This is a genomic window from Mesorhizobium sp. M6A.T.Cr.TU.014.01.1.1, from assembly GCF_004022765.1.
Lineage (GTDB): Bacteria > Pseudomonadota > Alphaproteobacteria > Rhizobiales > Rhizobiaceae > Mesorhizobium > Mesorhizobium mediterraneum.
Map to the genome: position 1 here is coordinate 133486 of NZ_RZPG01000014.1, position 13926 is coordinate 147411.

Genomic DNA, 13926 nt, shown 5'->3' on the forward strand with positions numbered 1-13926 from the left:
CGAGGATAGCCGACGGGATGGCGGCACGCTGATGGGCTCTGACGAGAATTTTGACATCGTTGTCGTTGGAGCCGGGCCGGTCGGCCTTTCGTTCGCTGCGTCGCTTGCCCAAAGCGAACTCAAGGTGGCAGTTGTTGAACAGAACACATTCTATAGTCTGGCGAATCCGGCTTTCGATGGTCGCGAAATCGCGCTGACCAACGCTTCGATCAGAACCCTTCGCGAGCTCGGCGCCTGGGATGTCATCCCGGCTTCGGACAAATCAGCACTTCAAGGCGCGCGCGTGCTCAACGGCTCGAGCGCATTCGCTCTTCGTTTCGATCCTCCCAGCAACTCTGGAGAACCGCTGGGGGTTTTGGTTCCAAATTGCCGGATCCGCGAGGCGCTGTTCAAAATCGTCCGCTTGCAGGATCGCGCCCGGCTGTTGTGCGGCCACTCGGTCGTCGATGCAACAAACAGCCAAGAAGGAGCAGTCGTAACGCTCTCTAATGGCGCGCGTTTAACTGCTCGGCTTGTTGTTGCCGCGGATTCGCGTTTGTCCGCCACGCGTGATCTGCTGGGCATCGGCGCCGATATCAACCGGCTTGGCCACTCGATGCTGATTTGCCGAGTGAGGCACGAGCGCGCCCACCACCAGATCGCCATCGAATGGTTCGATCACCATCAGACGATAGCGATATTGCCCCTCGCGGAAGGCGTGTCGTCGCTGCTGCTCACATTGCGCTCAAACGAGGCCTATAGACTGCTTGCCTTCGATGACGATTTGTTCCTGTCGGAGTTGACGAAACGGTGTCGAGGGCGCCTTGGAAAAATGACCTTGGCAAGCAAGCGCCATACCTATCCGCTGGTCACGACGTGGGCGCACAAATTCCGGGCCCCGAGCGCCGCACTCATCGGCGACGCTGCCATCGGCATGCACCCGGTGACCGCTCACGGATTCAACATCGGCCTCAGCAGCCAGAAGCAGCTCGCCCGTGGAATCATGACCGCGTGCCGCGACGGCCGCAATGTTGGCGACCCCGACATGCTGCACATATACGAAAGGCGGCTGCGCCTGTCGGCGGCGCCGCTCTACCATGCAACGAACATACTGGTTGGACTCTACTCCAGAGACCACCTGGCGGCACGGCTTGCAAGGCATCTGGGGCTTCGCTTTGCCCAACATGTTCCCCTTGTCCGGCATGGGATTTCGGCGGAGCTCCAGCGGTGATACTGCACCAGCAGTTGCATTTTTGCGCGATGTGCTGGGCGAGCGATGCGAGAGAGTGCATCATGCGCCGGAGTAATCCTGCTCCCGACGCTGATCTCCGATTGAAGAATTAACCCGTCCTTCAGGGGGGCTGCGTAGGCTGCGGACAAGCAGGAGTAAGCAAGCTGACCCGTCCAGCCCTGGAAAAAGAAGATCCGCTGGAGGCGAGAATCCTTCAGGACCAGCTCGCTGATCTGAGGGCAGGCCTTTTCGTTTCAATGCCGATAAGCATTGTGCTGTCCGGGCTGATTTTGACCGTGCAGGCCCTTTCCGGGAACGGTCTTGCTGGCGCGGCCTGGTTTTCGGTCGTTAATGCGATAAATGCCGCCCGCCTTGCACTCGCCCGTCATCAGCTGAAGGAACCCGGAGTCCAGGATGATCTGACACGGGTTTGGCTGCGGCTTCGCTGGTTTGGCAGGCTTGCTCTTCTGGCGGGATTCACCTGGTCATTCCTTGCCGTCCTAACGGCTGGGTACACTACGTCTCAAGCATCGCTGCATCTAATAATTCTGGCGGGCATTTCAGCTGGCGCGGTCACGTACGGCAGCTCATATGCTGCGGCAGCGATATACTTCATCACACCGCCACTCCTCATTGCCGCCGCATGCTTGCTGACGAAGGGAACCCTGGAAAACTACATTCTGGCTTTTGCCGTCCTGCTTTTCGAGGGCGGCCTGGTTCGAGCCTCGTTCGTTGGACAAGCGCGCTTCCGTGACGCGAGCCGCCTGAGACATCAAGCCGAGCGGCTTGCCGCGGAAATGGAGCGCAATTCCAGGGAGGACCATCTTACCGCGCTCCTCAACAGGCGCGGCCTCGAACATGCAATCGATCAGTTTGAGAACACTGATGGGCCCTTTGTCGCCATGCTGATTGATCTGGATGGGTTCAAATCTGTCAACGATACCTACGGTCACAGAACGGGTGACGAGCTGCTTGTCAGGATCGCCCGCCGAATAGAGGAAGAAGCACCGGAGGGCTCAACGCTCGCCCGCATCGGTGGGGATGAATTCGTGCTGATTTTTTCTTCGCGAAAGAATTCTCCTTCTCCCACCAATCTCGCGTCCAATCTCATAGCCAAGCTTGCTCGCCCCTATCCTGGGATCGCATCGGTCCGCATTGGAGCGTCTATAGGAATCTACTTGGCTGAAAACCCCGGACTAACGGAAATGTTGTTGCGGGCCGACATCGCCCTTTACACAGCTAAGCGCCGCGGCAGGAATGAATTTTGTCTGTTCGATGCCGAGCTAGCCCGGGAACTGCAACGCCGCCAGTCAATCGAACGCGATCTTCATTCGGCGATAACGATGAGAAGCTTGGTCCCTTGGTTCCAGCCAATCGTAAGACTCGAAACTGAAGCCGTCGTCGGTTTTGAAGCCTTGCTAAGGTGGTCTCACCCGCTTCACGGTCCCATTTCTCCGCCCGAGATCATGACAGCGGCACGCGAAACTGGAATGCTTCAGCTGCTAACTCAAACGGTATTCGCCGACTGTTGCGCTCTTATCGAGGGCTTGGTCAAAGCTGACTGTCGTGATGTTCGTGTGGCGATGAATGTTTCACCGCGCGAATTGGAAGCTGGCGATATTGACGACATGATTCTTAATGGTCTGGCGGCAAAAGACCTCCCTGCAACGATGTTCGATATCGAGATTACCGAAGAAGCCCCAGTGGATCCGGACAGAGTGGATGAAAAGCTCGGCCGGCTTTCACATGCTGGCATTTCTATCGCGCTCGATGACTTCGGCACCGGTTTTTCGACGTTGGCATCGCTCAAGGACAGTCGGATCACGAAGGTGAAAATAGACCAGGGCTTCATTCGCGGCTTAGCCAAGTCCCGGGAGGATCGGCTGCTTGTCAAAGCGGTGATTGATCTTGGTAGGACGCTCGGGATCGAGGTCATGGCCGAGGGCGTTGAAACAGAGGCAGATCGGCAAACTCTGTACAAGCTTGGCTGCAGAACCGCGCAGGGCTTCCTGTTCTCTAAGGCAGTGCCTCTCCATCTGGCACTTGATTCGGTAGTAAAAGAGCACGCGAAGGAGTTGTGACCGGCCTCTCCGTCCGTGCTGCTCGCGGAACTTTCATGTGGGGTGGACCTGGCGCGCGAAAGCCGTTTCGGACGGTAGAGTTATTGCGGGGGCGGAACTGAGCACGTGGTTTGGATGCAGCAATCCGGTCCACCGGCGCACACGCAGCGGCTTGATACAAGCGTTCAAGTTGCGAGATGAGCTTGAGTGAACGACGTCGGAGAATTGCGTCCCTTGGACGCTCGTTTCGCGGTTCCCGTAGGATTCGAATACAGGCAAGCGTTCTTGGCCGCTTCTCGGCTCAGCGCTCATCCGGATGAACAACGTACCCGCGGTCAAGGTCTTCGCGACCTCAACGCAGTCACCATCCCGCAACTTCACGTCCAGAACAGCAGCGGCCGGGGGCTGTCCTTGATCAAGCGCTCAGCCTCAGCACAGGGGCTGGAGCAACGGTATAGCCGGCTTCGCAAAGAGCGCACTCTTGATCGAGTGGGATCAAAGCTTCGTCCGTCGACAACGAGAACCAGAGGCTTCTCAAACCCTGCCACGAGATCAATTGGCGCAGCGGTCACGACCGTCTCACGCCTGACGAATTGAAGAGCGCGGAAAACGTGTATCGGAATGCGCTGGCTCACCATAGCAAGCTGCCACGGCATGTCGAATGTCCGCAAGCGGTCGGACCGTTCCCTTGCATTTGTGTCGATGACGGGATCTCAAAGCTAAAGCCAGGGGAGCTCTATAAAATCGCACCCGATCGGGCTGCGCAACCACGACCAGCTGAGGCCCGATCGGGTGCTAAGGTCGTGCCAAAAAGACGCGTCACTGTCGCATTTCTAACTGGCTTGCGGTGTCGCGCCTCTAAATCGCTTTGACACACAGCGACCGGCTAAGGCTGGATGTGCGGTCGAACATATGGACGCCAGCGTAGCCATATCGCGTTTTCATCCCTTGACCGTACCCAATTCTATCCGCTCCTCGCAATTAGAGATTGCCTGTCGGCTACTCATATCGAGCGATGTTTGTCGCCTCGATTGCCTCGCCAATGCCGATCATGCAGCCTGCCGGATGAACGGACGAACATCCTCGAGTCGAATAAATGGACCAGACCGACGAGAGTTCAGAGTGGGGCGACAAGCGACGCGCTAGAGTTCTTCGGACGTCATCTCTTGGCGATCATGCCCCTTCTCTCAAGTGCGCTTAGCGGCGCCGATGGCGAATAGCGCAAGCTTTTCCATCCGTTTCTACTCCACTACCGAGACTCGTCACCAACCTCCTTTTATTCGCTTCCATATGGCCCATCCTGTTTCCAATCGAGGAGGAACGCGAACATGAGCCAAGCCGTAGAACGTCTCAGTCTCGGGAATTCTTCTGCTCGCCAAACTGCCGTTGTCGCCGGCACCAGGTTTGGCACGGTGACAGTGCACGACAAGATATCAGGCGTTCCTGTCTGGGCTGAACTTTTGAATTCGAGCCGGAGGGACGGGTGTTTCAAAATTTTTGTCGGTTTTAGGCAGAGCGGAATTGTCCCTCCGATGGCCTGCGCACCGGTCAAGCTTCGTGAGCACTTCAGGTTCGTCGATCAGGCATAGGTTTCTGTCACGATGCCACGTGCTGGCCGTTTGCCTAGTTCGGAAGCTTTCGAGAGGCGTTGCGCGCCTTGCTATGGCGTCGCCCCTTTTTCCGGTCCATCGGCCACGGAGCTCGAATGCTGTCTAGCTGTTGCGGCCTACTTGGTCATCCGTCATGGAGATGCCTATACACCGACCTTCGAAAGGCTGGAATACGAGGTCGAACAAATGCGGCGGAAGCTCGGAAATCGCGAGCGAGCGCAGCGCGTGCTGGCCACGCTCAACCTAAATGGCTCGGACAGCTGGAGCCGTGAGGTTGGTTCTCACGGCCTGGATGGCGCAATCACATTCGCCCGGGCGGGGTAAAAGCGATTTTTTGGAGCCACTCGCGCTTTTGCGCTAACGAAGGTCCCGCGCCGTATTTCGGCCGGATCCATTTGTGGCCCATCAGAGAGGCAATTACCTTCTCCGGCGCCTCAACTGCCGTCAGCCGGTCCTCGAAAGTGTGACGCAGGCTATAAAGACTATGCTCGGAAGTCGGCAGAAGTTCCTTGCTGGCGAGCACCTTGTTGACGAGCGCTGAAAGTGAGGCGGCCTTGTCGCGATAGCGAGGAAAGCCGCCCGGATGGAGCTTGATGGCTGCAAGTGCGCCGCCAACCAAGGGAATGTCACGGGCTGAATGACCGGTCTTCAAGCGACGGCCATTGGGGCGCACCCGCACATGCGGGATTTCTTGATCGAGGTGGATTGTTTCGGTGGTGAGGTTTGCCGCTTCAGAAAGCCTGAGTCCGGTATCGGCAATTACATAGATTAGATGGCGGGCTTCGTCATTGAGTCCGTCGAGCGCGCCTTCAGCGAGTATCTTCTCCTGAATGAACTCCGCTGGGAACGCAGCGCGTTGCCCGGGGACGGCGCCGGAAAGACGGAGGTTGCGAAAAACCGGCTCCAGCTTGAGCTGGTGAGTCAGATCGACGACGCGCAGCATTTTCGAAACATGGCCGATGTCCTTGTTGGCCGTACCGATATCAAGTCCGTCCTCAACGATCCGCTTTTGCCACCACTCGCGGAACGCGACTGCGTCGTCCCGAGTGAGGCTTGCGATCTCCTTGTCGCCAATGACTCCAACCAGATTGGCAACTGCGCGCTTTTTGGGGTTACGCCATTTCTTGATTTGGTTGGGCGACATAGTCAGCAAGTTCTGTTGCTCGATCGTCTCGAATTCCTTGATAAGACCGCTCAGGCGGACCGCTGGCCGCTTCTCCCCACCCATCACCGCCGAGACGTCCTCCGCGTCCTCGATCGATTTTTTGTCGAGAAGCAGCTTGATGCGGGCCATGAGTTCGTCGAGCGGCCCCGCTGCTAGTTCCTCGTTAGTGCGATAGGCCAATCCAAATGACCGCGCGCGCTTCCTCGCGGCTTCGAAACGCAGCCCCGCCTCGGCGGATTGGCCTTCCCGCAGTCTACGCCAATACGCCTCCAGCCCTGCGCCGAGGCTTTGCACTGCATCTCGCGCCCGTACACCGCGGGGATCGTCAGCCACGGCGACCCCCGTGGAAATGCGTACCAGGCAGCGGCGATCAAACGCCGCGAATTCCTTCGGCACCCTGCGAACGAGATACCAGATGCCTTCACGTTTATGCGGCCTTGGCGCTGCGGAACGTCGCATTATCTTTCTCTAATGTTACACAGTTTGTTACACAGTCTGAGATAGGTTTCGCTTCGCACTGGTCAAGCGCAACAAGGAAGTTTTTGAAAAGAAAGGATTTTTATGGAAGCTGGATGGCGGAGAGAGCGGGATTCGAACCCGCGTTACGGTTTCCCGTAAACACACTTTCCAGGCGTGCGCCTTCAACCACTCGGCCACCTCTCCGTCTTGGCATTTCGCGTCGGCCGGTTTCGCCGCGCGGGTTGGGGAGATGCGTCTCCCTTGGGGGATTCCGGTCCGGAACTCGGTACCGTGGGCGCCGTCAACCAACGGACACCCTTTCCCCGCACCTGAGCCGTCAAAGCAACAGGCGCGGGGCTCATCTAGTCGATCCGGCATCGAATGCCAAGCCATAACGGCACTCTATTCGCTTTGCCGGGTACAGATGGTTTTGTCGTGCTACCGACGCAATGCTCCCGATGCGGCGACTGTCGAACGACGTGCACGGGAAATGCCGAAAAAAACCTGCCGCGCTTGACTTCGCTGTTGGCCGCCTATCGAGTGTCCGTCAGCTTTGCGGGGGCGGCATGACATCGAGCAACGAGCAGCCGGCCAGCGGACGGCCGGCCAGGCGACCGGACAGCGGGCTGTCCTACATCCCGCCTGCCTGGCTCGCCTTGGTCATGGCCTGGTCTGTTTACGGCATGATCTCGGGATGGCCGCTGACCAGCGACTACGGCCTGCCGGACAGCGTTTACTATCTCATCTATGGCAGCCTCGCCGCCAGCATCGTCATCTTTCTGTGGGGGCTTTTTGTCCTCGGTCTCGCCTTCAACCGCTCGGCGCGTTTTCCCAGGCATTTCACGCTTTGGCAGGTCGCCACCATACTGTGGCTGCTGGCGAGGCAGTGCTACATCCTGGTCACGCCGGACTTCGTTTTCTCGGCCAGAGGGCTGGCCATCACCGGCGCTGAAATCGCCATCGGCTTGCTCTGCATCTACCTTCTGCGCCGCGGCTCGGGCGCCGATGCAGTCTATGCCAATCCGGGAACCGAACGCCCGCCGGTGCTGGCCTCGATCATCGCCACCTTGCTCGGGGTCATTCTCGGCGCCGCGCTCGGCGCCTGCGCCGGGTTTTTCGGCGGCTTGATGGTCGCGAATCTCACCGACATGAGCTGCTTCGAGGGTGCCTGCGCCTATTTTGCCCTGTTCGTCGGGCTGGCCGGGCTGGTTGTCGGCGCGGTGGCGGGCGGTGTGCTCGCTGTCTGGCGCGTCAATCGGCGAAAGCTGAAACCGGCGGCGTAGCTTCAAATTCGCGTGTCGCGATTGCGAACAAAGCGCGCGCACACTATCTCTCTGTTCGAAACAGACGTTGCAGTCTGTCTGCTAAAGTCCTGGGGAGGAAAGGTCTGCATGTTTCGCTTTCTTTTCCGTCTCGCGGCAATGGTTGCGCTTTCGGTTTCCGTCATCATGGCGGTGCTCGATACGACACGCTCGGTGGCGGCCTCGGCGCTGGTCATGACCCCGCTCAACACAAGCTGGCTCGCCGTCTCGCCGGATACGCGAAGCGCCTTCGAAAGCTTCGTCCGCGACAAGGTCAGTCCGCTGCTGTGGGACGGCGCCGTCGCCTGGGTGCTCAACCAGCCCGGCTTCGCCGTGTTCGCGGTGCTTGCCTTCATTCTCTACATTATCGGCTACAGGCGGGAGCGGCCGACAGGGCGGTTCGCCCGGACTTGATGACTTGTTGCTGATGGCCTTCTGGCGTCCCCAAACGAAGAGAAATCCCAAATCAAAGAGAAAGGGAGACCGCGCATGTTTTTTCTCAGCGACATGCTGAACAAGAAGCTCAATCTGCCGAAGCCTGCCGAGGCGCTGCCGGGTCGTGCCAAGCCTATCCCGACGGCATCCAAGCACTTTGTCTCGAAGCGGCCGCTCAAGGGGCCTTATCCCGAGGGGCTGGAGACAGCGATGTTCGGACTGGGCTGCTTCTGGGGCGCCGAGCGTATGTTCTGGCAGGTCGAGGGCGTATGGGTCACGGCTGTCGGTTATGCGGGTGGCGTCACCCCCAACCCGACCTACCAGGAAACCTGCACCGGTTTGACCGGCCATGCCGAAGTCGTGCTCGTCGTCTACGACCCGAAGATCGTGTCCTATGCACAGCTTCTGAAGCTGTTCTGGGAAAGCCATGACCCGACGCAGGGCATGCGCCAGGGCAACGATGTCGGCACCACCTACCGCTCGGCGATCTATACGTTCGGTGATGCGCAATACCAGGCGGCGATCGCTTCGCGCGACGCCTATGAGGCCTCGTTGCGCGGTGCTGGCCGCGGCAAGATCACCACCGAGATCGCGCCGGCGCCCGAATTCTACTTCGCCGAGGAAGACCACCAGCAATATCTGGCGAAGAATCCCTACGGCTATTGCAACCTGCAGGGCACCGGCGTTGCCTGCGCCATCCCGGCTGCCGTCTCCGCTTGAGGCCCTTGGCGAGGCGATGATCCGTGGCGCCGGGACGCGGCGCCACGCTTTTCCAAAAGGTCAAAATTCCGCGTGAATTTTGTTTCGGGCCGTGCCAGATTGGCCCGAAGCGGGAGGAAGACGCTCCTGTCTGATGTCGCATGCCTGCCGGAGAACCGGGCAGGCGGGCGGTGCATAACGGAAAAAATAACCGACAGGGTGTGGATCACATGAAACGTATTGTTCTCGGCCTCCTGGCCGCAACTGCGATGGTTCTTCCGGCCTTCGCCGCGGACATTCAGCCCGCGCTTCTCTACGATCTCGGCGGCAAGTTCGACAAGTCGTTCAACGAGGCGTCCTTCAATGGCGCCGAAAAATTCAAGGCCGAAACCGGTATCGCCTATGTGGAATTCGAGGTCAGCAACGCGACCCAGCGCGAGCAGGCGCTGCGCCGTTTCGCCGAGGATGGCCGCAATCCGATCGCCATGGCGGGCTTCTCCTGGGCGGATGCGCTGGAGAAGATCGCCGTCGAGTTTCCCGACACCAAATTCGCCATCATCGACATGGTCGTCGACAAGCCCAATGTCCGCTCCGTCGTCTACAAGGAGCAGGAAGGCTCCTACCTCGTCGGCGTGATGGCGGCGATGGCCTCGAAGTCGAAGAAGGTCGGCTTCATCGGCGGCATGGACATTCCGCTGATCCGCAGATTCGGCTGCGGCTATGTCGGCGGCGCCAAGGCGGCCGGCGCAACCGATGTCATCCAGAACATGACCGGCGACACGCCGGCAGCCTGGAACGATCCGGCCAAGGGCGGCGAGATCGCCAAGACGCAGATCGACCAGGGCGTCGACGTGATCTACGCGGCGGCAGGCGGAACCGGTGTTGGCGTGCTGCAGGCAGCAGCCGACGGCGGCAAGCTCGGCATCGGCGTCGATTCCAACCAGAACGGCCTGCAGCCCGGCAAGGTGCTGACCTCCATGGTCAAGCGCGTCGACGTTGCCGTCTACAACACCTTCATGGACGCCAAGAACGACAAGTTCACCGGCGGCATCAACGATCTCGGCCTCAAGGAAGGCGGCGTCGACTATGCGATGGACGACAACAACAAGGCGCTTGTCGATGACGCGATGAAGGCGGCGGTCGAAAAGGCCAAGGCCGACATCATCGCCGGCACCGTCAAGGTGCACGACTACATGTCGGACAACGCCTGCCCTTATTGATCGACCGACATCGCGGATCTGATCAAAGCCGCCGGGGTGAAAACCCGGCGGTTTTGCGTTATGGATGGCGGACCGCAAAAATAATATCCGGCAAGAGGAGGTAACGGCCGATGGCGACGGTGACGGGAATAGGCGGCTTCTTCTTTCGCGCCAGCGACCCGCAAGCGCTGACCGCCTGGTACGAGAAGCATCTGGGCATTGCCGACATCGCCAAGACCGTCTGGAAACAGGAGGCTGGCCCGACCGTCTTCGCACCGTTCCGTCGAGAGAGCGACTATTTCGGTCGTATGGATCAGCAGTGGATGATCAATTTCCGCGTCGATGACATCGATGCGACCGTGGCCGATCTCAAGGCGGCGGGCATCGCCGTCGAAACTCGCGCCGAATGGGATTCAGAGGCCGGCCGCTTCTGCCGCATTCATGATCCCGAAGGCAATCCGATCGAACTTTGGCAGCCGTCGAAAGCCGCTGCCTGACCTGAGAACCGCGTGGGCCGGCTGCACGTATTCGCGGCCGTCCGGCTATGCGGTCGCTTTCACCGGCCACGCTCGTTGCTCTTCCTCAGTCGCTCACCAATGCGGCGGCTTGGTCACCGGCACGTCCGGTGCGGCCTGTTCCTCCAACGCCAGGAAGCGGTCGGTGAGCGCATCGAGCTTGCGCTGCATGCGCTCGATCACCTTCCACTGCTCGGCGATCTGGCCGGACAGTTCCTCGATGGTCTTCTCCTGCTCGGCGGCGCGTATTTCCAGCGTTGTCAGCCGGTCGGCGGGCATGGTCATTTGAAAAACCTCGGGTTCTTGCTGCGCAACTCCCAAGAGATGCGAATTTTCTGGGTCTGCCACATTAGAGCGACGGGCGTCCAATTGGACGCACAAACTACGCTCTGACACTTACAATCTTCGCATCGTGCTTTCCGAAAATCGAATCCGGTTTTCCGGCCGATGCGACAGCGAATGTGAAGGCTGCGGCCACGTTCGAAATTGACAAGCGCGCGGGGATTTGTCGAGAGTGAACGCTGCTCCGGCCAATTGGCACAGACGGGGCGTCATGCTAGGCGTTTTGACCAAGCGATAAAAAAATAAGAGTGGGACAGGCTGCATGGCGCAAGCCGCAATCGAGCTGATCGGCATCAACAAGAGTTTTGGCGCCGTGCGCGCCAACCGCGACATCAATCTGGAGATCGTGCGCGGCACCATCCACGGCATTGTCGGCGAGAACGGCGCCGGCAAGTCGACACTGATGTCGATCCTCTATGGCTTCTACCAGGCCGACAGCGGTGAGATCCGCGTCGGCGGCCAGCCGGCGTCGATCAAGTCGCCAAACGACGCCATCGCGCTCGGCATCGGCATGGTGCATCAGCACTTCATGCTGGTCGACAATTTCACGGTGCTGGAAAACGTCATTCTCGGCGCCGAAAGCGATGCGCTGCTGAAGAAGAGCATCGCCAAGGCGCGGTCCGAACTGGAACGGCTCGAGCGCGAATACGGGCTGGAAGTCGATCCCGATGCGATCATCGAAGAGTTGCCGGTCGGCCTGCAGCAGCGTGTCGAAATCCTCAAGGCGCTGTATCGCGGCGCCGAGATCCTGATCCTCGACGAGCCGACGGGCGTGCTGACGCCCGCAGAAGCCGACCATCTGTTCCGCATCCTCAAGCAGCTGAAGGAGCAGGGCAAGACGATCGTGCTGATCACCCATAAGCTGCGCGAGATCATGGCGATCACCGACACGGTCTCTGTCATGCGCCAGGGCACCATGGTGGCGACCAGGGAGACCAGGAAGACGACGGTCGAGGAACTGGCCGAGCTGATGGTCGGGCGCCGTGTGCTGCTCAGGGTCGAGAAGGGCGAGGCGGAAGCCGGCGGCGTCAAGCTCGCGGTCAAGAACCTGACGGTGAAGGATTCCCGCGGCGTCACCATGGTCGACGACATCTCTTTCGATGTGCGCGCCGGCGAGATCGTCGGCATTGCCGGCGTCGCCGGCAACGGGCAATCCGAAATGCTCGAGGCGATTTCCGGCATCAGGCGGGCCGTCTCGGGCTCCGTCATGCTCGACGGCAAGCCGATCGATCTCACCGGGGCCGCCGATCCCGGCGAGCTGCGCGACCGCGGTCTCGCCCATGTGCCGGAAGACCGTCATCATGTCGGGCTGGTGCTGGCCTTCGAGGAGAACGAGAATTCGATCCTCGGCTATCACGACGATCCGCGCTACCTGAAGGGGCCGTTCCTCAACATCGACGCCATCCGCGACGACGCCAAGGACAGAATAGCCAAATACGACATCCGCCCGGCGGACTGCCGGCTCAAGACCGCCAATTTCTCCGGCGGCAACCAGCAGAAGATCGTGCTGGCGCGGGAAATGGAACAAGACCCAGGCGTGCTCATCGTCGGCCAGCCGACGCGCGGCGTCGATGTCGGCGCCATCGAATTCATCCACAAGCGCCTCATCGCCATGCGCTACCAGGGCAAGGCGGTGCTGGTGGTCTCGGTCGAGCTCGACGAGATCCGCTCGCTGTCCGACCGCATCCTGGTGATGTTTGCCGGCCGCATCGTCGGCGAGTGCGGCCCGGATGCGAGCGAAGGCGAGCTCGGCCTGCTGATGGCTGGCGTCGAGCGCCAGGAGGCGGCGGAATGAGCACTCCCTACGCCAAGCTGCCGGCCTGGGCCGATTACGGGCTGATTCCGGTGATCAATCTCGCCGTTGCCTTCGTCGTCGCCGGCTTCGTCGTGCTTCTGGTTGGCGAAAATCCGTTCCGCGCGGCCGCCGTCCTGGTCGAGGGCGCGTTCGGCCGTGGGCAAGGCATCGCGTTCACGCTTTTCTACGCCACCACCTTCATCTTCAGCGGGCTTTCGGTGGCGGTGGCGGCGCATTGCGGCCTGTTCAACATCGGTGGCGAGGGCCAGGGCTATATCGCCGGTCTCGGCATCGGCATCGTCTGCTTGGCCTTCGACAGCGTGCTGCCATGGTGGCTCACCTTCCCGCTGGCGATCATCGCCGCCGCGGTAATGGGGGCGTTGTGGGCGCTGATCCCGGCCTATTTGCAGGCCAAGCGCGGTTCGCACATCGTCATCACCACCATCATGTTCAATTTCATCGCCGCCAGCGTCATGGTCTACGCACTGGTCGGATTTTTGAAGCCGGCCAATTCGATGGCGCCGCAGACACGCACCTTCCTCGACGGCGCGCAACTGCCGAAGCTCAACTGGGTCATCGAATTGTTCGGCGCCAAGATACGCTCGGCGCCGTTCAACATCAGCTTCCTGCTGGCGCTGGCCATGGCTTTTCTGGTTTGGGTGCTGATCTGGCGCACCAGGCTCGGTTACGAGATGCGCACCTACGGCCACAGCTCGAAAGCGGCGCGCTATGCCGGCATTTCGGAGACCCGCATCATCATCGTCGCCATGATGATTTCGGGCGCGCTGGCCGGCATGATGGCGCTCAACCCGACGATGGGCGACCAGCACAATGTCGCGCTTGAATTCGTCTCAGGCGCCGGTTTCGTCGGCATCGCGGTGGCGCTGATGGGGCGCCTGCACCCGGTCGGCATCGTGCTCGCCGCAATATTATTCGGCATGCTCTACCAGGGCGGCGCCGAGCTCGCCTTCGAGATGCCGGCGATCAGCCGCGACATGATCGTCATCATCCAGGGCCTGGTCATCCTGTTCGCCGGCGCGCTCGAGCACATGTTCCGGCCCTATGTCCAGGCGCTGTTCGCCTCGCTCAGCCCGAGATCCGTCGGCATGGAAGCGATCAAGGGGAAGGGCGCCTGA

11 protein-coding genes and 1 tRNA gene are annotated in these 13926 nt (G+C 60.2%); 9 read left to right on the plus strand and 3 right to left on the minus strand.

Annotated elements, in window-relative coordinates; all coding sequences use genetic code 11:
* Window positions 1-28: 28 nt before the first annotated feature.
* Together ubiM and EN885_RS17555 are read left to right on the plus strand one after the other, a co-directional pair.
* On the plus strand, window positions 29-1210 hold the full coding sequence (gene ubiM, locus EN885_RS17550; protein ID WP_206073007.1) for a 5-demethoxyubiquinol-8 5-hydroxylase UbiM: 1182 nt from the start codon (window positions 29-31) through the stop codon (window positions 1208-1210).
* A 257-nt stretch (window positions 1211-1467) separates the two neighbouring features.
* A complete protein-coding gene (locus EN885_RS17555) occupies window positions 1468-3291 on the plus strand; it encodes an EAL domain-containing protein (protein ID WP_245493087.1) in 1824 nt (607 codons plus the stop codon).
* Between the two features lie 1890 nt (window positions 3292-5181).
* Here EN885_RS17555 and EN885_RS17560 read toward each other — a convergent pair.
* Both EN885_RS17560 and EN885_RS17565 read right to left on the minus strand, forming a co-directional pair.
* Window positions 5182-6504: an integrase gene (locus EN885_RS17560; protein ID WP_095488529.1), complete on the minus strand. Its 1323-nt coding sequence runs from the start codon at window positions 6502-6504 to the stop codon at window positions 5182-5184.
* Between the two features lie 114 nt (window positions 6505-6618).
* Window positions 6619-6708 (minus strand) — tRNA-Ser (locus EN885_RS17565).
* Between the two features lie 362 nt (window positions 6709-7070).
* Between EN885_RS17565 and EN885_RS17570 the strand changes: the two genes are divergently transcribed.
* From EN885_RS17570 to EN885_RS17590, 5 genes are all read left to right on the plus strand, one after another.
* Window positions 7071-7787 carry a DUF2569 family protein gene (locus EN885_RS17570; RefSeq protein WP_128242898.1) on the plus strand — a complete coding sequence of 239 codons (717 nt, stop codon included), beginning with the start codon at window positions 7071-7073 and terminating at the stop codon, window positions 7785-7787.
* A gap of 108 nt (window positions 7788-7895) precedes the next feature.
* Window positions 7896-8219 carry a hypothetical protein gene (locus EN885_RS17575; protein WP_128242897.1) on the plus strand — a complete coding sequence of 108 codons (324 nt, stop codon included), beginning with the start codon at window positions 7896-7898 and terminating at the stop codon, window positions 8217-8219.
* A 75-nt stretch (window positions 8220-8294) separates the two neighbouring features.
* Complete coding sequence (gene msrA, locus EN885_RS17580; RefSeq protein ID WP_095488527.1) at window positions 8295-8960, plus strand: peptide-methionine (S)-S-oxide reductase MsrA; 666 nt, start codon at window positions 8295-8297, stop codon at window positions 8958-8960.
* A 209-nt stretch (window positions 8961-9169) separates the two neighbouring features.
* Complete coding sequence (locus tag EN885_RS17585; RefSeq protein ID WP_128242896.1) at window positions 9170-10159, plus strand: BMP family ABC transporter substrate-binding protein; 990 nt, start codon at window positions 9170-9172, stop codon at window positions 10157-10159.
* A gap of 110 nt (window positions 10160-10269) precedes the next feature.
* Window positions 10270-10635, plus strand: a complete 366-nt coding sequence (locus tag EN885_RS17590; protein WP_127204616.1) for a VOC family protein — start codon at window positions 10270-10272, stop codon at window positions 10633-10635.
* Between the two features lie 93 nt (window positions 10636-10728).
* Here EN885_RS17590 and EN885_RS17595 read toward each other — a convergent pair whose 3' ends face one another.
* Window positions 10729-10938, minus strand: coding sequence for a SlyX family protein (locus EN885_RS17595; RefSeq protein WP_095488524.1), 210 nt, complete (start codon window positions 10936-10938; stop codon window positions 10729-10731).
* A gap of 319 nt (window positions 10939-11257) precedes the next feature.
* Here EN885_RS17595 and EN885_RS17600 point away from each other — a divergent pair, with 319 nt between their 5' ends.
* Window positions 11258-12790 (plus strand): ABC transporter ATP-binding protein, encoded by a 1533-nt coding sequence (locus tag EN885_RS17600; RefSeq protein ID WP_128242895.1) that lies wholly within the window; start codon window positions 11258-11260, stop codon window positions 12788-12790.
* Window positions 12787-13926: an ABC transporter permease gene (locus tag EN885_RS17605; RefSeq protein WP_128242894.1), complete on the plus strand. Its 1140-nt coding sequence runs from the start codon at window positions 12787-12789 to the stop codon at window positions 13924-13926. The genes EN885_RS17600 and EN885_RS17605 overlap by 4 nt, the downstream gene beginning before the upstream one ends.

What these genes read in the sequence shown, in the direction of transcription:
- EN885_RS17555 (WP_245493087.1), top strand. Translation starts at nt 1,468, where the DNA reads ATGCCGATAAGCATTGTGCTGTCCGGGCTGATTTTGACCGTGCAGGCC.
- EN885_RS17560 (WP_095488529.1), bottom strand. Translation starts at nt 6,504, where the DNA reads ATGCGACGTTCCGCAGCGCCAAGGCCGCATAAACGTGAAGGCATCTGG.
- EN885_RS17570 (WP_128242898.1), top strand. Translation starts at nt 7,071, where the DNA reads ATGACATCGAGCAACGAGCAGCCGGCCAGCGGACGGCCGGCCAGGCGA.
- EN885_RS17575 (WP_128242897.1), top strand. Translation starts at nt 7,896, where the DNA reads ATGTTTCGCTTTCTTTTCCGTCTCGCGGCAATGGTTGCGCTTTCGGTT.
- msrA (WP_095488527.1), top strand. Translation starts at nt 8,295, where the DNA reads ATGTTTTTTCTCAGCGACATGCTGAACAAGAAGCTCAATCTGCCGAAG.
- EN885_RS17585 (WP_128242896.1), top strand. Translation starts at nt 9,170, where the DNA reads ATGAAACGTATTGTTCTCGGCCTCCTGGCCGCAACTGCGATGGTTCTT.
- EN885_RS17590 (WP_127204616.1), top strand. Translation starts at nt 10,270, where the DNA reads ATGGCGACGGTGACGGGAATAGGCGGCTTCTTCTTTCGCGCCAGCGAC.
- EN885_RS17595 (WP_095488524.1), bottom strand. Translation starts at nt 10,938, where the DNA reads ATGACCATGCCCGCCGACCGGCTGACAACGCTGGAAATACGCGCCGCC.
- EN885_RS17600 (WP_128242895.1), top strand. Translation starts at nt 11,258, where the DNA reads ATGGCGCAAGCCGCAATCGAGCTGATCGGCATCAACAAGAGTTTTGGC.
- EN885_RS17605 (WP_128242894.1), top strand. Translation starts at nt 12,787, where the DNA reads ATGAGCACTCCCTACGCCAAGCTGCCGGCCTGGGCCGATTACGGGCTG.